Annotated in this window: 13 protein-coding genes; 1 reads left to right on the forward strand and 12 read right to left on the reverse strand. The window is 60.9% G+C overall.

What is annotated here, in order from left to right; genetic code table 11:
* Positions 1-132: 132 nt before the first annotated feature.
* The 4 genes from HX875_RS06490 to HX875_RS06505 form a co-directional block, all read right to left on the reverse strand.
* Positions 133-3,726 (reverse strand): transporter substrate-binding domain-containing protein, encoded by a 3,594-nt coding sequence (locus tag HX875_RS06490; RefSeq protein ID WP_177042518.1) that lies wholly within the window; start codon positions 3,724-3,726, stop codon positions 133-135.
* Positions 3,727-4,353, reverse strand: coding sequence for a response regulator transcription factor (locus HX875_RS06495; RefSeq protein ID WP_177042519.1), 627 nt, complete (start codon positions 4,351-4,353; stop codon positions 3,727-3,729).
* Between the two features lie 127 nt (positions 4,354-4,480).
* Positions 4,481-5,596, reverse strand: a complete 1,116-nt coding sequence (locus HX875_RS06500; RefSeq protein WP_371321472.1) for an EAL domain-containing response regulator — start codon at positions 5,594-5,596, stop codon at positions 4,481-4,483.
* Positions 5,597-6,465: 869 nt separating this feature from the next.
* On the reverse strand, positions 6,466-7,026 hold the full coding sequence (locus HX875_RS06505) for a hypothetical protein (RefSeq protein WP_177042520.1): 561 nt from the start codon (positions 7,024-7,026) through the stop codon (positions 6,466-6,468).
* Positions 7,027-7,520: 494 nt separating this feature from the next.
* Between HX875_RS06505 and HX875_RS06510 the strand changes: the two genes are divergently transcribed.
* Positions 7,521-8,735 carry an MFS transporter gene (locus HX875_RS06510; protein ID WP_177042521.1) on the forward strand — a complete coding sequence of 405 codons (1,215 nt, stop codon included), beginning with the start codon at positions 7,521-7,523 and terminating at the stop codon, positions 8,733-8,735.
* Positions 8,736-8,789: 54 nt separating this feature from the next.
* Here the strand turns inward: HX875_RS06510 and HX875_RS06515 are convergent, their stop codons facing one another.
* From HX875_RS06515 to lexA, 8 genes are all read right to left on the reverse strand, one after another.
* Positions 8,790-9,401 (reverse strand): hypothetical protein, encoded by a 612-nt coding sequence (locus tag HX875_RS06515; protein ID WP_177042522.1) that lies wholly within the window; start codon positions 9,399-9,401, stop codon positions 8,790-8,792.
* Positions 9,402-9,539: 138 nt separating this feature from the next.
* Positions 9,540-10,094, reverse strand: a complete 555-nt coding sequence (locus HX875_RS06520; RefSeq protein ID WP_177042523.1) for a hypothetical protein — start codon at positions 10,092-10,094, stop codon at positions 9,540-9,542.
* 223 nt (positions 10,095-10,317) lie between these two features.
* The gene (gene uvrA / locus HX875_RS06525; RefSeq protein ID WP_177042524.1) at positions 10,318-12,846 is read right to left on the reverse strand and encodes an excinuclease ABC subunit UvrA; all 2,529 of its coding nucleotides are present in this window, start codon (positions 12,844-12,846) and stop codon (positions 10,318-10,320) included.
* Positions 12,847-13,011: 165 nt separating this feature from the next.
* Positions 13,012-14,721 (reverse strand): ATP-binding protein, encoded by a 1,710-nt coding sequence (locus tag HX875_RS06530; protein ID WP_177042525.1) that lies wholly within the window; start codon positions 14,719-14,721, stop codon positions 13,012-13,014.
* 114 nt (positions 14,722-14,835) lie between these two features.
* Positions 14,836-17,925: an error-prone DNA polymerase gene (locus HX875_RS06535; RefSeq protein WP_371321473.1), complete on the reverse strand. Its 3,090-nt coding sequence runs from the start codon at positions 17,923-17,925 to the stop codon at positions 14,836-14,838.
* Entirely contained in the window at positions 17,901-19,316 is a 1,416-nt protein-coding gene (locus HX875_RS06540; protein ID WP_177042527.1) for a Y-family DNA polymerase, read from the reverse strand. Before HX875_RS06540 ends, HX875_RS06535 begins: the two co-directional genes overlap by 25 nt.
* A gap of 7 nt (positions 19,317-19,323) precedes the next feature.
* On the reverse strand, positions 19,324-19,935 hold the full coding sequence (imuA, locus tag HX875_RS06545; RefSeq protein WP_177042528.1) for a translesion DNA synthesis-associated protein ImuA: 612 nt from the start codon (positions 19,933-19,935) through the stop codon (positions 19,324-19,326).
* Positions 19,935-20,552 carry a transcriptional repressor LexA gene (gene lexA / locus HX875_RS06550; protein WP_177042529.1) on the reverse strand — a complete coding sequence of 206 codons (618 nt, stop codon included), beginning with the start codon at positions 20,550-20,552 and terminating at the stop codon, positions 19,935-19,937. The genes imuA and lexA overlap by 1 nt, the downstream gene beginning before the upstream one ends.
* Positions 20,553-20,643: the final 91 nt, after the last annotated feature.

Below are 20,643 nucleotides of genomic sequence, written 5' to 3' on the forward strand. Positions count from 1 at the left end.
GCTTCAATCAGGTTGCAGGGCCCGGTCCGCTTGGTCGGTGGGGCCGTTCAACGAGGCTCAGTATCGGTGTTGGGGGGAGTGGATTACGTACGAACGGTGCCGCGTTCTTGTAGGAAATTTCCTACCGATGGCTCAGGCCAGATAGCGCTCCAATCGCTCGCCGAGGTGTTCCATCTGTTGATGCAGCGCATCAACCGCCTCGGTCAATTGCGCAGAGTCCAGCCCGTTGCAGGCGATCTCTAGGTCTTCACAGCATCGAATCAGCCCCTGGGCCTTGATGATTCGTGCGCCGCCCTTGACCCGGTGAGCAAGGTCGGCAAGGCCTTGCAAGTCGTGTCGAGTAAACAACTGCATCAGGCGCGCCATGTCCTGTTCATTGCTGGCGGCCAGGTCGCCCAACAGGCTTTTGATCGAAGCAATGTTGCCGCCGGCCAGATGCTCAACACTGGTCAGGTCGATATCGTCATCTGCGGAAAATCCGGGGTGGGCACTCCCCGGCTTCGTCGCCAGGCCGGCCAGGCGTGCGCTCAAGTCCTTGAGGCTGATGGGCTTGAATAGGCAGTCGTCCATGCCAGCGGCCAGGCACCGACCCTTCTCTTCTGGCTGTGCATTGGCGGTAAACCCCAGGATCAGGCTGGGAGGCAAGCCACGGGCGCTTTCGTCGGCGCGGATCGCCTGGGCCAGTTCGTAACCGTTCATCAAGGGCATGTTGCAGTCGGTGATGACCACATCAAACTGCCCGTTACGCCACCTGCGCAGTCCATGGGCGCCATCTTCAGCATCCTCGACCCTGTGCCCCAGGTAGTTGAGCTGCTGTGTCAGCAACTGGCGGTTGGCCGGGTAGTCATCGACCACCAGGATATTCAGCGCATGGCCCGACAGCGCAGGCTCGTCCTCGATAGGGACGATGTCCTCCAGCGGTTCAAGCGTGGTCAGGTCAAGCCTCACATCGATGCGTGTGCCCTTGCCCAACGTACTGTCGAGGCTCAGCCGACCGCCCATCATTTCGCAGAGGGTGCGGCTGATCACCAGGCCCAGGCCGGAGCCGCTGCGCACCGACTGGTCATTATTGCTGGCCTGGGTGAAGGGGCTGAACAGGCTTTCCTGGTCTTCTGCAGAAATGCCGATGCCCGAGTCCTGCACCTGCAGCCTCACCCCCAACTGCTCCCTGCCCGCCTCCACTCGCACACTCAAACGCACCTGCCCGTGAGCGGTGAACTTGATGGCGTTGCTCAACAGGTTGGAGACGATCTGCTTGAAGCGCAGCGGGTCGATCAACACATCGCAATTGACCCCGGCATCCAGGTCCAACTGCAGTTGCAGCTGTTTCTGGCGCGCCAGGCCCTCGAAAATACGCACCACCGACTCCAGCAATTCCCGCAGGTTGGCGCGCTCCGGGTTCAGGGACAAACGCCCGGACTCAATCCGGGCGATGTCCAGGATGTCACCAATCAGGTCCAGCAGGCCGCGCGCCGCGCCGGAGGCTACATCAATCGCAAAGCGATCCATCACGCCCTGGTCCGCTTTTTTGGTCGCCAGTTCGAGCATGCCGATCACCGCGTTCATCGGCGTGCGGATTTCATGGCTCATGGTCGCCAGGAAAGTGGTCTTGGCGCGGTTGGCCGCGTGAACGTCTTCCAGCAGGCGTTGGCGCTCGCTGATATCGATCCAGCCGGCGATCATGCCGCTGACCTCGCCGATGCTGCTGCGGTACGGCAGCATCCAGTGATAGATGGTCAATACCCGGCCATCGGGCATGGTCAGGCTGCGATCCTGCAACTGCGCCTCGCCGCTTTCCATCACGTGCAGGTAGTCACGGTGATACGCGGCGGCCTCATTCGGGTCGCCCAGCACACCGTCCAATACGGTCTTGCCGATCACCTGCTCGCGCTCGACACTGAACACTTCCAGGTAACCGCTGTTACAGATAAGCAGCTTGCCCTCGCGGTCACGCACATAGATCGGATGGGGGGTGCCGTTAATCAATACCCGCATGAATTCAACCTGATCGCTCAACGCCTGCTCGGCCTGCTTGCGCTTGCGCATCAGCATCCGCAGGTAGGCGATCCAGCCCAGGGCAATCATCAGCAACACGGCGGCAATCACAAAGCCCTGGATGATGGCGCTGCGGTTACGCAGCCAATAGCTGTCGCCCACCACCACCTCGCTGCGCCAGCGGTTAGTCAGTTCGTCCATTTCCTCGGGTGCGATGCTGAGCAGTGCTTTGTCCAGGATCGAGAACAGTTCCAGCGAGCCGCGGGCCGTAGCAAAGGCCATGCGCGAATTGGTAACGCCCACGGTGCTGGTGATACGCAAGCGATCGCGGTATTGCCGTGAAATCATATAGCGTGCGGTGATCAGCGAGTTGACCGCTGCATCAGCCTCGCCATTGGCGACTTTCTCCATCGCGTCTTGGGCGCTGTCGGCATCCACCAGGCGGATGTCCGGGTATTGCTCGGTTAGCATGTCGCGGCTGGAGTCGCCGCTGATGACCGCCAGTCGCTTGCCATGCATATCGTCCAGGGTACTGGGGCTGCCGGCCGTGGTACGACTGACCAGTACAAACGGCGTGGCCAGGTACGGGCGGGTAAAGCGCAGGATCGCTTCGCGCTGTTCGCTTGGGGTAATGGTGATCAGCAGGTCGGCCTTGTCGCTGGTGATGGAGTCGATCATCTCGCGCACCGAACTCATCCGCTGGATATCGAACTTCAAGCCGGTGCGCAGGGCCACCTTGGCCAGGACGTCGGCGCTGATACCTCGAAATTCGCCGTCGGCGCCGTAGAACGACATTGGCAGGAAGCCTTCATCAATCGCCACCCGCAACCGTGGGTGCTTGTCCAACCAACGCTGCTCACTGACGCTGAAATGTAACGGATGCTGACCAGGCATGCTTGCTCCGCCTGCGCTCCAGCGGCGCAGGATGGTCTGGCGCTCGGTAACCGGGACCGCCGCCAGTGACGCATTGATAATCCGCAACAGGCGCGTGTTATCACGCTTTACCGAAAACGAAAAGTTGCTGACTTCCAGGCGAGAGAAGTCCGCCAGTTGCACGTTGTTCAGGTAGTTGCGGTTGATCAGGTAATTGGCGCTGATCGCGTCCCCCAGGTACACATCGGCTTGGCCGAACGCCACGGCGCCTATGGCGCTGAGGGTGGAAGGGTACAGCTGCAAGGTGGCCTTGGGATAAAAGTCTTCCACGGTTTTGGGTGGCAGGTAGTGGTAAAGCATTGCCACGCGCTTGCCGGCCAGTTCGGGGTCGAGGTTCTGGCTGTCGCCGACCCGGCTGACCAGGGTCGGCTGGTCCTCTGCATAGGCGTCAGACAGCTGAAGCTCCGGGTCCGCGGCCTCAAAACCGTTGGAACTGCCCAGCATATCGACGTCGCCAGACTTGAGCGCCGCCAGCACCTCATTGCGCGAGGCATACCGCTGAACGCGCACGTTGACGTGCAGCAGCTGCGCCATTAACTGCGCGTAGTCGGCTGTAAAACCTTCGTAATCGTGGCGGTTACTGGTGATGCTGAACGGCGAGTAGTCCGGCGCCGAAGACCCCAACACAAGCGTGCCCTTGCTCCGTAGCCAGCCCCAGTCGGCTTCGTCCAGGCTCACGCTGTAGTCGCTGACGTCGGAGCGCCCGTGCAGCTTGAGCATTTGCGGCGCCGCCAGGGCATTGCCCAGGGAACCGAGCAACAGTAGGCCCAGCAAGCCGTGTCGAAGAAAAGTGTTCATTCAGATGAGGTTATTACGCTTGGCAAAATCGGCCAGGTACACCACCGATTTGACGTTGAGCTTTTCGATCAGGCGAGTCTTGTAGGTGCTTACTGTCTTGTTGCTGATCAGCATGGCGTCGCCGATTTCCTTGTTGGTCAGCCCTTGGGACAGTTGTTGCAAAATCGTCAGTTCACGGTCAGAGAGATTCTGGATCAACTCGTGGTCCGTGGCCTCGAGATCACTGCGCCGTACCGAGCTGTGGGCCAGGTTGGGAAAGAATGTGTAGCCGTCCATCACCGCCTTGATCGCCTTGGTCACTTCCTCCATGTCATTGGTCTTGGAAATAAACCCTGCCGCACCGGCTTTCATGCAGCGCATTGAATAGAACAGCGCTGACTGCGAGGTGAACACCAGGATTTTACTCGGCAGGCGCAGGGACGCGATTCGGTTAAGCACCTCAAGGCCGTCGAGCTTGGGCATGCCGATGTCGAGAATGATCAGATCGGGCACATGCTCGCGTGCCAATTGCACGGCATCTGCGCCGTTATCCGCTTCGGCCACGACTTCGAACTGAACCTGGCTGAGCAGCATCTTGACGGACGAGCGAATGAAGGGATGGTCATCCACAACCAAAACGGTATACATGTAACCTCCTGTAAGGCGCGCCGGAAGGCTTCGGTCGACGCAAAACGATGGATAAACGACCAGCCGACGCGTCGCTAAAGTTACACGAACACGACTGAAGTGTAGGAAAATTCTGAGGTTTTGCCGCCTAACCCGCCGGCGAAGTTACCGGCTGTACGTCCTCACGCGCCAGCCAATGCAGGAGGTCGTGGCCGGTCATTGGCCGGGCCAGGAAAAACCCCTGGCCCACTTCACAACCGAGGCTGATCAGAGCATCACGTATATGCCGGCTGCTGACGCCTTCAATCACCAGGCTCATGTCCAGCGAACGGGCCAGGGCCAGAGTGCTGCCGACCATGGCTTGGCTACGCGGCTCATTCAAGTTGCGGATAAGGTCGCCATCGAGCTTGATCTGGTTGAACGGCAATTGGCACAGCAACTTGAGTGACGAGAACCCCACGCCGAAATCATCAATCGACAAGCCACAACCCATCAAGCGAAGGCGCAGCAGGTTTTCCTGGATCGGGGGCTGCAGGTCGAGCAAACCGTTCTCGGCCAGTTCGAACACCAGCACCGAAGCGCACAGGCCGTGGCGTTGCAGCGCCCCTTGAATATGTTCGATCAGTCCATGGCGTGCCAGTTGTGAAGCATGCAGGTTGAACGACATTTCCATCCCGGTGCCCTCGCGATGCAGCACGGCGAGCAATTTCAGGCCTTGTTCGAGCAGCTGCTTGAACATTTCATCGATCAGGTCATAAGCCAGCACCGCTGCGAGGAAATCCTTGGGCAACAATAAACCACGGGCCGGGTGTTCCCATCGCGCCAAAGCCTCTACACCAGCGAGACTGCCATCGCTCATCATCCGCTTGGGCTGGAACCAACCGCGGAACTCGCCTAGAGCCAGGCCCAGGCGTATCTCTTCTTCGCTGGGCAGCGGTGCCCCGGCAGGAGGGTTGAACGGTGCCGACGGTACCGACCGGTAGCGCTTAAGCAAGCGATACACCGCTTGTGACTGCAACGGATTACTCAGGATGCCAAGTAGTTGTACACCCGACAAAAAATCCATGTGGCCCAAGGCCCTGCATAGCTCCGGGCGCATCTCATTGGACAATCCAACGGCCTGCACCAGACCGATTTGGCTGGCATAGCGCAGGAATTCCACTTGCTCCGAGCCCTTGCTCCTCAGGTCGCACAGCACAATATCCACGCCGCCGGTCCGCTGCATAAGGATCATCGCCTGTTCGCTGGTGCTGGCTTGCAACACCTCCCGTACTCCGAGCTGGCCTAGCATATTGACCAGAGCGCTGCGCCGGGGACTGTGGTTTTCCATTACCAGAACACGTGGTGAGACCATCTTCATCAACCGCTTTGCAGACTCGAAGATGGCTATAGTGGCGAGCCTAGCTAACCCTACTTGAAGGAAATAGCCGTTCTGACTGTAGGAAATTTCCCACTGCAATTAATGACTGATTACAGATGACATTACGCTTTGAGACTTTGTCTGAACGATATCTCGGTCGAGACACGCACACTCTTCTGCGAAGAAAGAAACTCGGCTCAATGCCCTTTGGTTACTCAACCCGCGAGCAATAAGGTGGTGCTGTCGCGGGGCGTTAAAGGGCATAGCACTGGTGCGCTCGAAGCTTGTAACGTAGTCAGTGATCGAACGTGCGCTAATAGCCGGTAGCAGGCCCTCATGAAAGGCAGCTTTGGGTCGATAGCTGCCACTCAGTGAAGGTGGAAAAGCCTCAAGATCAAGCGTGAGGCTTTATCACCGTCGGCCTCATATAGACCGTGTAATCCGGCCTGATCGGTAAGTTTGTGTAGATTGAAGTGGTTGTAAAACGCTTGGCCCAGTCGCTGATCTTCGAAGCTTCCTTGACTCCAAAGCCGGACGAACTCCTCATAAGCGGCGCGTTCGATCTGCAACGAGGAATCATGTCCCATGTCAGGTTCCTATCATTAGAGGGACTCAAGCGTACTAGCTGCCCATCAGCCCTTCCAGCTCGGCCTTTCCAATCAGAAAGTCAGCAATCGGCCAAAAGCTGCCGCTCACCTGAGATAAATTTCGAGCGTCCCAACGCCTGGAATGAGCCCCTCGTAGCCGCAAAACAAAGCCTGTTAACAGGGTTCTCAACGCGTCGCACATTGACCTATCCGAAGAAAATCTTTAAGCGCCGCCTGATAGAGCGTCAATGGCTGATTGTCCGTATTGAATAGTGCAAACGGAATCATCGTGAGATGTGAAAACGACGTGGAGTTGATCGAGTAGGTTTTCTGCCTGCAAAAGCGCTGATCCTTATTCAATATAAAATCAAACTTGAAAAGGTTTGTCCGCGTACACCAACTGGGGATCAAACCCAGACTCAGGCCCGTCAAGTATTCTTGTCCGCAAGCGCCGCCAGATGAGAACTCCGAGATCTCTATTTCTAATGCCGGCAGGGTCGGGGCAGCAAGGCTGGAGCCCTTATCCTGTGCGTCGGGAATAACTTTGAGTGTCGCAGCGTATGCGTCCTTGCCGAAGCGACTGTCTTTCCATGGGGAGTTTATTGCGTAACTGAAGCTGGAGACGATTTCTTTTGTTTCGGGTTCAGCGGGTTCGTTGATTGTCGGCTGGGACGAATAAGATGTGCAGCCGGAACAGAATATCGCAATGCTGACAAAGACAAACCCGCTGGCTATTAAGCGACGCATACTCAGTTTTCCCTAACTATCAATTAGCCGACATTCCTGCCACTTGATGCCGAATAGCATCTTATCTACACGTCGGATTGCTGAATCAGAATAACAGGGCAGACTGTACGCGCGACACATCGGGAGAGAAAAGGCCGCCGCCACGGAAAAACCGATGTCCCCGAATTACTGCATCCAGGACTCGTCGGGCGATTATCACACCCGCAGCGTTACCCCTGTCAGCCAGGCCGGGCAATAAGCCGACCAGGCCTGGTATTGGATGGTTGCTGTTTGTGCAGCCACTTTCGCGCCGGCCATTTTGCGCTGAAAAAACGGCGCTCTTGACCGTCAATCCGCAGGGAGCACTTCATGTACACATCGCAGGTCAAAACCTGGAAGCACTTTAAAAAGATGTTGTGGCTTTCCAGCTGACAGATCCCGCTGTCAAGTCAAAGTAGGATATGTAACGATATATGACTCAGCCTTGATACTGCCCATTACAGGAACCCACTCTGATGCTCGCCGCCTTCAGACACTACCCGTTTTCGGTCAATCTGCTGCTGTCGTCGGCGTTGTTTCTGACACTGGGGCGCGCCATTACCCTGCCGTATATGGTGATTTATCTGTCATCCAACTTCACGTTGGGTATCAGCGACATCGGCCTGGTGGTGGGCGGTGCGATGCTTGTCGGCTCGTTGCTAAGCCTTTACGGCGGTTACCTGACTGACAAGATTTCCAGCTATCGATTGATCCTGAGTTTCACGGGTTTCTTCACCGTGGGCTTCATCGGTATGTGCGTCACGTCGCACCTGTGGCTGTTTTTCCTGTTTCTGGTGTCGTTCAACTTCGCCTATTCGGTTATCGACATTGTGGTCAAGGCCGCGTTTGGCAAACTGCTGCCGGAAGCCGAACGCGGCAAAGTGTTTTCGGTGCGCTACACCCTGATCAACGTGGGTTACGCGGTGGGGCCGTTCATTGGCGCCGGGCTCGCGCACATGGATATGAAACTGCCGTTCTTGATATCTGCGATCCTCGGCATGGGCTTCTTCGTGACTTATATGGTGTGGGGCGACAGGAGCCTCAGCTCCGCCGACCCGGCCAATGCACCGGTGTCGTTCGTCGCGGTGGGGCGCATTCTGCTCAAGGACTATCGCCTGGTCTGCTTCACGGTTGGCGGCGCGTTGAGCGCTGTGGCGTTCGGCCAGTTCACCGGCTACATCTCCCAATACCTGGTGACTACAAGCACCCCGGAATTTACCTACCAGGTCATCAGTTCGGTGGTGGCGGTTAATGCGACGGTGGTGATCTGCCTCCAATACATGGTGGGCAAGCGCATTACCAACGAGCATTTGAATCAATGGCTGACGGCGGGTTTCAGTCTGTTTCTGTTGGGCGTCGTCGGTTTTGCGTTGTCCACCACCGTGTTGCATTGGGCATTGGCAGTGGGGATATTCACCGTGGGTGAAATCATCGTGTTCCCGGCCGAGTACATGTTCATCGACCGCATCGCGCCGGAGCACTTGCGCGGCATGTATTACGGCGCGCAAAACCTGTCCAGCCTCGGCGGTGCGCTGGGGCCGGTGTTGTGCGGATTTGCCCTGGCATCGCAGTCGGCGCATTTCATGTTCTATATGCTCGCAGCGTTTATCGTGGCGGGCGGGTGTTTCTATCTGATGGGCGCTTCCTATTCGAAACGCTATGACACTGGACGCGGTGATCGCGGCCAGTGAGTGCAAAGGACCGCTCTTAGCCACAAGCAGCGGACAACGCCAAACCATCCGGTGTTACTGCACCTTGCACAACCCTTTTCCAAATACATCCGTGGCCTTTGTATTCGGCCAGCCTGGAAATTGCAGGCCATGGGACAGGTTCGTTATCGCCACGTTAGCCAGGAAGGGGTGAGCCTTTTTGATATCGATAACGGCCTTTGCAAAGTCATCAGTATTGGAAAGGCACATCGTCAGCGAGTTTGCGTGGAAGTTGCCGATATAGGCGACGTCCCCAGGCTTGACGCTGAAGGTCAGCGGTTTTTTCTGATCGGCACTGAACCCGTCATAAAAACGGTAGAACCAGTGGGTGACGTCATAGGTGCCCGCAGGTACTTCGTATACGAAGGTATTGCCCATGATATGCGGTTTGCCAAGAACTTCGTTGTTCTGGTCCAGGGTGGTAAGTGCGATGCGTGTCGCTATCGCTTGGGGGTTCGGATCCTGGTATTTGAGCAGTACATACAGCCCGTGGGGCTGAGTGAGAAAGCCCTCGGAAACAAAACCGACAATAATGGCTTTTTGCGGATCGATGGGCTTTCGTTCATCAGCGCGATCAATCATGTTGGAAGGGGTGGCGCAGCCGCCCAGCGATAGCATCGCGGCGAACGCCAGTAACCACTTGTTCATCCTTTATTTCCTTGTGGTGAAATTGCGAATCGGTAGAGCATACCGGGTCAATCGTTGGTAAAGCGGCGAAGAATCTGGGTCAGACCGCCATTGTTCTAAATGTGATCCGACCCCATTTCGCCCCGCTTTACCCAGTTTCTATATGACCACAGCTATATCGCTGCAATGCCTACAGAAATCATCAATCACAAACTCAACTATAGAGTCAGGCTGACGATTTGGTTTATCTGCACCTACCAGAAAGATATGCTCGCCAGATGCACCAACCCTAAAATTAACCGAGTTAACCCTACGATGCTTTATCTTATTTAAAAGCTTCTCCATGCTAAGTGCCCCTCCTGAAAATGGAAGTACCCCACTACCTGGACTTAGAGCAAAAAGAGCATCTTGTTGGGCACGGGTGACAGGTGATGCCGAAGATGCCCTTGTAATATTCAGTTGACTCTCTAGATGAGACCCCGCGTAGCAGCAATCAGATTGCATCTGATCCCTAGCCCTCATGATCTCATTCACTATATGATCTAAGTGCAACATCGCTTTCTGACTTACAATTGCAGCACGCCGAAGGTCTTGTGGCGTACTCTGCCAAGCATTACGAAATATAATTGACGTATTCTTTAACTCATAAATAGATTCATCAATGGACGGCGGCGAACTTGATTCACCACCGGTCAGAAAAGAAATATTGCCCATTTCTATATTTGTCCTTAATTAAACCGACGCCTATCCATGAAATAAAAATAGAATCAGCACACTACAAAAGTTAGCGTAATGCCACTACCCGCGTCTAGCGATTTGAATTGAAACCGCATGCGAACCTAAAAGGTTCTTTCAAATCGATGTCGCTGGTTAACATCAGCGGTGCGTCCAAAGCTGACAGTGACGGTGCCTAGGCGATGTGGAACAACTCAAAAAATCATCCCAACTCCCGCCCCAAAAACGGCGCAGTCCGGCTGCTCTTGCTCTTCGCAACTTTCTGCGGCGTGCCACTCACCACCACCTTCCCGCCGCGGTCCCCTGCCCCCGGCCCGATATCAATCACCCAATCACTCTGCGCCACCACGCGCATTTCATGCTCCACCACAATCACCGTATGCCCCGCCTCCACCAGGTGATTGAGCTGGCTCAACAACCGGTCCACATCCCGCGGATGCAACCCGGTAGTCGGCTCATCCAGCACGTACAACGTGGCGCCGCGAGCATTGCGCTGCAGCTCGGTCGCCAGTTTGATCCGCTGCGCCTCCCCGCCCGACAACTCGGTGGCCGGCTGGCCAAGGCGCAAATACCCCAGCCCGATATCCCGCAGCACTTGCAGCGAGCGCAGCACGCCCGGCTCTTCGGCAAACACCTCAACCGCCTGTTCAACCGTCAGCCCCAGCACTTGGGCGATGGTCAATCCTTGCCACTTGATCGCTAACGTATCCGGGTTGTACCGCGCACCATGGCACGTCGGGCATGGCGCGTACACGCTGGGCATGAACAGTAATTCAACGCTGACAAAACCTTCGCCTTCGCAGTTCGGGCAGCGCCCTTTGGCGACGTTGAAGGAGAACTGCCCCGCGTCGTAATTGCGCTTTTTCGCCGCCGGTGTGGCGGCGAACAGTTTGCGTACGTTGTCGAACAGACCGGTGTAGGTCGCGAGGTTGGAGCGCGGTGTGCGGCCGATGGGCTTCTGGTCCACTTGAACCAAACGGCGGATGTGTTCCAGGCCGCCGCTGATGCGTCCGCCGCTGGTTTGCGGGGCGTCGTCTTCAAGGCTGGGTTCGTCTTCGGTTTCCACCACGCGGCCCAGGCCTGCGCCTACCAGCTCCAGCAGTGCCTGGCTGACGAGGCTGGATTTGCCCGAGCCGGAGATGCCGGTAACGGCGGTGAAGCAACCCAAGGGGAAGCTCACGCTCAGGTCGTTGAGGTTGTTGCGCGTCACGCCTTCCAGGCTCAGCCAGCCAGTGGGTTGGCGCGGTGGTTGGCTCACCGGGCGCTTTTCGGCGAACAGGTATTCGCGGGTTTGCGAGGCTTCGATCTGCGCGAGGCCTGCGGGCGGGCCGCTGTACAGGACCTGGCCGCCGTGCTCGCCGGCAGCCGGGCCGACGTCGATCAGCCAGTCGGCGCGGCGCATGGTTTCCAGGTCGTGTTCCACCACGAACAGGGAGTTGCCGGCGGCCTTCAATCGGTCGAGGGCGGCGAACAGCGCTTCGCCGTCGGCGGGATGCAGGCCGGCGGACGGTTCGTCCAACACGTAGATCACGCCGAACAGTTGTGAGCCCAGTTGGGTGGCCAGGCGCAGGCGTTGCAGCTCGCCGGAGGACAGGGTCGGTGTGCTGCGCTCCAGGGCCAGGTAGCCCAGGCCAAGGTCGGTCAGGGTGCTGACGCGCTCCAGCAGGTCCTGGGCGATGCGCTGGGCAGCCAGGCGTTTTTCCACGGAGAGCTTTTTATCGCCCTGCCCTTCAGCCACCGGGCGCAGCAGTTCGGCGAGTTGCAGCAGGGACATTTGCGACAGCTCGCCAATGTCCACCCCGGCAAATTTCACCGACAGCGCGGCCTTGTTCAGGCGCTTGCCTTCGCACAACGGGCACGGGCTGCCTTGCATGAATTGCGAAACGCGCTTTTTCATCAGGGCGCTTTGGGAGTGGGTGAAGGTGTGCAGGATGTAGCGCCGGGCGCCGGTGAAGGTGCCCTGGTAGCTCGGCTCCAGTTTGCGTTTGAGGGCGTCGCGGGTTTGTGCCGGGGTGAGACCCGCATATACCGGCGCAGTGGGCGTTTCTTCGGTGAAGAGGATCCAGTCGCGCTGTTTTTTCGGCAGGTCGCGCCAGGGGATGTCGACGTCGTAGCCCAGGGTGACGAGGATGTCGCGCTGGTTCTGGCCTTGCCACGCCAGCGGCCAGGAGGCGACCGCGCGCTGGCGGATGGTGAGGGAAGGATCGGGCACCATCAGGGCTTCGGTCACTTCGTACACGCGGCCCAGGCCGTGGCATTGCGGGCAGGCGCCTTGTGGCAGGTTGGGGGAAAAGTCTTCGGCATACAGCATCGCCTGCCCCGCCGGGTAGCTGCCGGCGCGGGAGTAGAGCATGCGGATCAAGCTGGACAAGGTGGTGACGCTGCCCACCGAGGAGCGGGTGCTGGGGGTGCCGCGCTGTTGTTGCAGGGCCACGGCGGGGGGCAGGCCTTCGATGGAGTCGACGTCGGGGACGCCCACCTGGTCGATCAGGCGGCGGGCGTAGGGCGCGACGGATTCGAAGTAGCGGCGCTGGGCTTCGGCGTAGACGGTGGAGAATGCCAGCGAGGATTTGCCGGAGCCTGACACACCGGTGAACACCACCAGGGCGTCGCGGGGGATGTCCACGTCGACGTTGCGCAGGTTGTGCTCCCGGGCGCCCCGCACCCGGACGAAGCCTGGGCGTTGGGTGGTGAGCGAGGTGTCGGGGGGCAGGTTGCGCTGGGAAGTCATGGGTAACCTTGTCGGTGTGCTCAAGTCAGTGAAGATCAATTGTGGGAGCCGGGCTTGCCCGCGATGACGGTGTGCCAGTTACCGAATGGGGTGCCTGACACTCCGCCATCGCGGGCAAGCCCGGCTCCCACAGTGGTTTGGTGTTGCTGGCTGGATCTCCATTCGTCACATCATCCGGGAGTTCAGCACCGAGCGCACTCGCTGCGCCAACTCATCCGGGCCATAGGGTTTGCTCAGCAGGTGAATATCCTGGCTCAGCAGGTGGTTGCTGGAAAGAATGTCGCGGGTGTGCCCGGAGGTAAACAGCACCGCCACCGCCGGCACTTGCTCCCGCGCCCATTCGGCCAGGTCGGTGCTTTTGACCCGACCCGGCATCACCACGTCGGTGAAGATCAGGTCGGGTTGCAGGCCGGCGCGCAGCATCCCCATGGCGCGGTCGCCGTCTTCGGCGGTCAGCACGGTGTAGCCGGATTGTTCGAGCAGTTCCACCGCCGCGGTGCGCACGCCTTCGTTGTCCTCGACCACCAGGATCGTCTCCTGGCCGCCGGTGTGTTGGGTGAGCTCGACGGGCGCTTCCTGGCTTTGCGGCTCTGCAAGGCTGCGCGGGAAATACATCTGCACCACGGTGCCGCTGCCCTCCTCGCTCGCGACCTCCACATGCCCGCCACTTTGCCGCACAAACCCGAACACCATGCTCAACCCCAGGCCAGTGCCGTGGCCATCCGGCTTGGTGGTAAAGAACGGTTCGAAGGCCCGCGCCAGAATCGTCGGCGACATGCCGGCGCCGCTGTCGGTGACGGCCAGGCGTACGTACTCGCCGGGGTTGATGCTTTTACCGATGCAGTCCGGCGGATTGAGGATGATGTTTTCGCCGGTAATCCGAATCACGCCCTCGCCTTTCATCGCGTCCCGGGCGTTGATCGCCAGGTTGAGCAAGGCGTTTTCCAGTTGGTTGCGGTCGACATGGATGCACCACGGATCCTGGGGCAGTTGCACGTCAATGTGGATGGTTTCCCCCAGCGCCCGCTGCAGCAATTCCCCCAGGCCTTCGTAGATGCGCAGCGGGTTGTACACCGCCGGCGACAACGGCTGGCGACGGGCAAACGCCAGCAGTTGCGAGGTCAGCTTGGCCCCGCGCTCCACGGCGGCAATGGCGGCGCTGACCCGGCGTTGCACCTGGGGGTTGTCCGGTTCATGCCGGGCTAGCAGGTGCAGGTTGCCGGCGACCACTTGCAGCAGGTTGTTGAAGTCGTGGGCCACGCCGCCGGTGAGGCCGCCGATGGCCTCGAGCTTTTGCGACTGGCGCAACTGTTCTTCGGCGGTGGAACGGGCCTGCACTTCCGCCGCGACGCGCTGCTCCAGGTTGTGGGTGAGCTCCTGGCGCAGGCGTTCGGAGATCATATGTTCGGTAGTCTCCACCACAATCGCCAACACTCCGCCCGGCCGCTGGTCGTCACCGGCTACGGGGCTGTAATACAGGTCCATCCAGACTTCTTCGGGGCGGCCGTCGCGCAGCAGTTCCAGGGGCAGATTGCGGTAGGACAAGGTGCCGCCGGCCAGGCAGGTGTCGACCACATGGCGGTTGAAGTCGGCGACTTCCGGCCAGCCCAGTTCCACCGGCACCCCCAGCAGATACGGGTGACGGCCACCGGCAAACACCGAGTAGCTGTCGTTGTAGATCATGTAACCCGCCGGCCCCCACAACATCACCATGGGCATCGGCGAGGCCAGCATCATCTGCACGGCACTGACCAGGCTGCCGGGCCAGTGGTCCAGCGGGCCGAGGTCGGTGGCGGACCAGTCGAAAGCACGAATCCTCCGGGCCATTTCCCCAGCCCAGCCTTCACAGCCGTGGGTATTCGATAAAAACTGCATCGGTCGGCTCTGCAAAAAGATAAAAGGTGGGCGGCAATGAAAACTTTGAGCCCGACAGCAGCGGTTGGTTTCATTGCATAGTGCTGATGCGCGGATGAACGGGCAAGGGCCGGCTCAGCGAAAATCCCGGCTGCGCACACTGATGCCCGACAGCAGCGGGGTCAGGTCGGTCAAGCGTCCGGCGATCAGGTGCCGAACCTCCCCCACCGCCTCCCAGCGCCCGTCCACTTTGAGCAACCGCGAGCCCACCAGCGCCTGGCGTTGGCGCTCGGCCAAGTCGCGCCAGACCACTACGTTGATATTGCCGAATTCATCTTCCAGGGTGACGAAGGTGACGCCGCTGGCGGTGCCCGGGCGTTGTCGACCGGTGACCAAACCGGCGACGCTCACATTGCGCCCATGCTCGACCCGCAGCAACTCTTGGGAACTGCGGCAACGCCGTGCCCGCAGCTCATCGCGCAATAACGCCAGGGGATGTGGACCGAGGGTGGTGCCGACGCTGGCGTAGTCGGCATACAGGTCCTCGCCCACCGTCGGTTGTGGCAGTTCCACCACCGCCTCTTCAGGGCTGGCCACCCCGGCGAACAGGCCCAGTTGTTTCTGCACCCCGGCCACTTCCCAGCGCGCCCGGTGCCGATGCCCGGCCAGGCCACGCAAGGCGCCGGCATCTGCCAGCAGTTCCTGGGCGCGGGTGTCCAACCGGGCCCGTTCGCCCAAGTCGGCAATGTCAAAAAACGCCCGGGCCTGGCGCGCCGTTTCGATGCGCCGGCCATCCTCTTCGCGAAACCCGGAGATCATCCGCAAGCCCATGCGAATGGCCGGTTGCTGGCCGTCGATCGGTTCAAGGCTGCAATCCCAGTCACTGGCCTGCACGTCCACCGGGCGGATCTGTAAATGATGGCGGCGAGCGTCCTGCAGGATCTGGTCCGGGCTGTAGAAGCCCATGGGCCAACTGTTGATCAGGGCGCAGGCAAACGCTGCCGGCTCGTGACATTTGAGCCAGCAACTGGCGTAGGTCAGCAAGGCGAAACTGGCGGCGTGGGACTCGGGAAATCCGTAGCTGCCAAAGCCCTTGATCTGCTCGAAAATCTGTGCGGCGAAGGCTTCGGTGTAACCGTTTTTCAGCATGCCGGTGCGCAGGCGTTGCTGGTGGGGTTCGAGGCCCCCGTGGCGCTTCCAGGCGGCCATGGAGCGGCGTAACTGGTCGGCCTCGCCGGGGCTGTAATCGGCGGCGACCATGGCGATCTGCATGACCTGCTCCTGGAACAGCGGGATGCCCAGGGTGCGCTCCAGCACGGACTTGAGTTCCGCCGATGGGTAGGTGGTTTCTTCCTCGTTGTTTCGCCGCCGCAGGTACGGATGCACCATGCCGCCCTGAATCGGGCCCGGGCGCACGATGGCGACCTCAATAACCAGGTCGTAGAATTTTTTCGGCCGCAAACGCGGCAACATCGACATCTGCGCCCGCGATTCAATCTGGAACACGCCAATGGTGTCGGCCTTGCTGATCATCGCGTAGGTCGCCGCGTCTTCCTTGGGCACCGAGGCCAGGCTCAGGTCCCGGTTGCGATGGCGGCGCAGCAGGTCGAAGCAGCGGCGAATCGCACTGAGCATGCCCAGCGCGAGGATATCCACCTTGAGCAGGCCCACCGCGTCGAGGTCGTCCTTGTCCCACTGGATGATGGTGCGCTCGGCCATGGCGGCATTTTCCACCGGCACCAGGGTGTCCAGCGGGTGTTCGGAAATCACGAAACCGCCGGGGTGCTGGGACAGGTGCCGGGGGAAGCCGATCAGTTGCTGAGTGAGTGTGAGCACCCTGCGCAGCACCGGGCTGTCAGGGTCGAAGCCGCCTTCGCACAGGCGTTCCAGAGGCGGCGCTTCGTCGCTCCAGCGGCCGCAGCAGTCGGCCAGGGCGTTGACCTGGTCCGGCGGCAACCCGAGGGCCTTGGCCACGTCGCGCACCGCGCCGGCACCGTGATAGCTGCTGACCACCGCCGTCAACGCGGCGCGGGTGCGGCCGTAGCGTTGGAAGACGTATTGCAGCACTTCTTCGCGGCGTTCGTGTTCGAAGTCCACGTCGATGTCTGGCGGCTCATTGCGTTCGCGGGACAGGAAGCGTTCGAACAGCATACTGGTGAGGCTTGGGTCGATCTCGGTGATGCCCAGGGCAAAACACACCGCCGAGTTGGCCGCCGAGCCGCGGCCCTGGCACAGGATCGAACGGCTGCGGGCAAAGCGCACAATGTCGTGCACGGTGAGGAAGTAGCTTTCGTAGCCCAGCTCGCTGATCAGCTTCAGCTCATCGTTGATCTGCCGAAGGGTCTTGGCGTCCACGCCTTTCGGCCAGCGCTGGGCAATGCCCTCTTCGGTCAGGGTGCGCAGCCAGGTTTCCGGGGTTTGCCCTTCAGGCACCAGTTCACGCGGGTATTGATAGCGCAACTGGCCGAGGTCAAAGGTGCAGCGGCGGGCGATGTTCAGGGACTCTTCCAGCAAGTGCGCCGGGTACAGCGCAGCCAATGCCTCGAGGCTGCGCAAGTGGCGCTCGCCATTGGGATGCAGGCGCGTGCCAGCCTCGGCCACCGGGACGTGATGACGGATCGCGGTCATGGTGTCTTGCAGGGCGCGGCGGCCACGCACATGCATATGCACATCGCCGCAGGCCACCGCCGGCAAGTGCAGGCTGGCGGCCAGGTTCAGGCGTTGCTCAAGGTGGCGGGCATCGTTCTGGCCGCAATGCAGCTCCACGGCCAGCCACAGGCGGTCGGTGAACGTGCTGCGCAGCCATTGGATATGGGCCTGGGTGTCGGTGTCTTCGACCAGCCATAACGCCAGCAGGCCTTGCACGCAGGTGAAGTCCTCCTGGAGCAGACGGTAGTGACCTTTTTCCGCACGGCGGCGGGCGATGGTGATCAGCCGGCACAGGTGCTGGTAGCCCTCCAGGTTCTCCACCAGCAGCACCAGCCTGGGGCCGTTTTCGAGGCGCATCTCGCTGCCGATAATCAGCGGCAACTCGACGGCCTTGGCCGCCTGCCAGGCGCGGACGATGCCCGACAAGGTGCATTCATCAGTGATTGCCAGCGCCTCGTAGCCTTGCTGTTTGGCTCGCTCAAACAGTTCCCTGGCGCTGGAGGCGCCACGCTGAAAACTGAAGTTGGACAAGCAATGCAGCTCTGCGTATTTCATGCGAACCAGCCTTGCAGCCACAGCCCGCCGCTTTCGCCGACGGTGCGGTACGCCCAGCCCTGCTGCCCGGCGCGAGTGCGCACCAGGTAGTAATCACGGCGCACATCGGCGCCATCCCACCAGCCGGATTCGATGCGCTCCGGGCCCATCAATATCTGCAGGCCTTGCTCGGCCAGGGGTGTTGGTTCATGCAGCAACCAGCCGGGACGCTGCAGGTTGTTTGAGGGCGCGCACGGGCGAGTGTCGGCACCGGATTGCCAGGCGCATTCGGGGCGGTGGTCGGCGTGAAAGCGCAGGCCTTGCACCGCCTCGTCTCCCAGCCGCGCCCGCAGGCGTTCGCGCAGTTGCTCCCAAGGCAGGGTTTGTTGCGGGCGCTCGTCGAACAGGTCCTGGCGCTGGGGCACAAACACCGGCAGGTCCTGGGCCACCAGGCGAAAGCCACGCACCGGCGAGGTGACTTGCACTTGCTCCAGGCGACCGCGGGCCAGTTCGAACAGCATCGCCGCGTCGCGCTCGGCGCTGAGCAGGCCGACCTTGATCACGGTGTCGGGTTCTGCGGCGTGTTCCAGGTGCAGGTCAAAACGCTGCACGCCACTGTCGCGGCCACACAGAAACGCCGACAGGTCACCGGTCAAACGGCGCAAGGGAAACAGCAAGGCCTGGTGGGATAACACATCAAAATTCAGCTCGATGCGCACATCGAAACGGTCCGGCGGCTGGTAGAACGCCAGGGCCAGCGGCCGTTGCCCGTTCAGTGCATCAAGGTGCTTGAGCAGCGCCGCGTCGAAACGCCGGGCCAGGGTATGCCGGGGCAACGCCTGCACCTGGGCCAGGGTGCGCAAGCCCATGCGTGACAATGCGGTGGCAGCCTGCGGGTCGAGGCCGGCGCGATCGATGGGGATGGGCGCCAGGGCCTGTTGCAGGCATGGCTCATCGGCCACGGCCAGGCCGTCGTAGGCATTCGCCAGGATCCGCGCCGCCGCCGGGTTCGGCGCGGCGACGATGCGATGACGAAACCCCAGTTCGGTCAGCTCCTTGCGCAAGCGTGCCTCAAGCAGCGGCCAGGGCCCGAACAGGCCCAGGCTCGACTCGATCTCGAACAGCAACGCCCGTGGGTAAAACACGCTGACCTGGGAGCTGAAACGGTAGGCCCATGCGGCCAGAAACTGCTGCCAGTACTCGATCTGCGCCGGGTCGTATTCGGCGCAGGCAAACGCCTTGGTCAAGGCATGGGCTGCCGTCAGGGATTGGCCGGGACGCAGGCCGAGTTTGCGTGCGGCCTCATTGACGGTTTGCAGCACCCGCCGCTGCGGCGTGCCGGCCAGCAGGGCCAATGGCTGCTCCGGCTCGGGGCGCGAACGCAGCACCCCGTCCAGCGCCAATTGCGGGAAGACAATACACACCCAGCGCATGCCAACCTCAGTGCCCAAGCGCAACGGGCGCGGGATGGGCCAGGCCGCCCCGGCACTTGAGCACCCGCACCTGCGCCGGGCTGGCCTCCACCGCCAGGCGCAAGGCGGCCGGGGACGGGTTGATGGCTTCGTTCAAGGAGCGCCAGGCAAAGGCCAGGGTCTGGCCGGTTTCCGCCGCCACCTGCAAGCGGCGCAAGGCCCGATCATCGGCCTTGCGCGGCCAGCACAGCACCGCGCCACAACTGCCGGAACGCAGGCATTGCTCCACCGCCCACAACGCGTCGCGCTCATCGGCCTGGATCACCGACAACTGGCGCACATCCACCCCAGCGTTTTGCCAGGCGTGGGGGTACGGCGTGTAAGGCGGCGCCACCAGCACGATGCGCTCACCGGCCGCCGACAAGCGCGCCAGGGTCGGCCACACCAGTTGCAACTCACCCACGCCCTCCTTCGCCATCAGGATTTCGCTCAACGCCGCTTCCGGCCAGCCACCGCTGGGCAGCACCGCGTCCAGGGCCGCAAGCCCGGTGGGATGCACGCTGGCAGGCGGCGCGGCGGGCCGGCCTTTCCAGACGCGGCCGCCATTGAACAGCGAGTCCAGTGCAACGACGGCGCCCATCAGCCTTGCCTCACCAAACCGCAGAACACCCCTTCGATGGCCAGGTCCTGATCGGGCCGCACCACGATGGGTTGATAGGCGGGGTTGCGCGGCAGCAGGCGCACGCGCTCGCCCACGTGCTCGAAACGCTTGATGGTGACTTCACCGTCCAGGCGCGCCACCACGATCTGCCCGTTCAAGGCCTCGGCGCTGCGGCGTACGCCCACCAGGTCGCCATCGAGGATGCCGTCTTCGATCATCGAATCGCCCTGCACCCGCAGCAGGTAGTCCGGGGTTTTCGCGAACGTGGCCGGGTCGAGCAGCAGGCGGTTGTGCACCTCGGCATCGGCACCGATGGGCAGGCCGGCGGCCACCCGGCCGAGCACCGGGATGTCCAGCAGCTCAGGCCGCGCCGGCTGATTGAGCAGGCGAATGCCGCGTGCCTGGTTGGGATTGACCTCGATAAAGCCACCCTCGGTCAGCGCCAGCACATGCTTGCGCGCCACACTGCGGGAGGCAAAGCCGAACGCCTCGGCGATCTCGGCGAGGCTGGGAGGCTGGCCTTGCTGCGCGATACGGTCGCGGATAAAGGTCAGGATGGCGGTACGGCGGGGAGTGAGAGTCGTCATGGAGTACATTTGTACTCCTGTGGGAAATTTCCTGCAATATCCGTCAGTCGCTTCCCGCCCAGCCACTGGAAAAGTCCCCGCCAGCATCACCTCGGTGTAT

Source organism: Pseudomonas yamanorum, assembly GCF_013386765.1.
Lineage (GTDB): Bacteria > Pseudomonadota > Gammaproteobacteria > Pseudomonadales > Pseudomonadaceae > Aquipseudomonas > Aquipseudomonas yamanorum_A.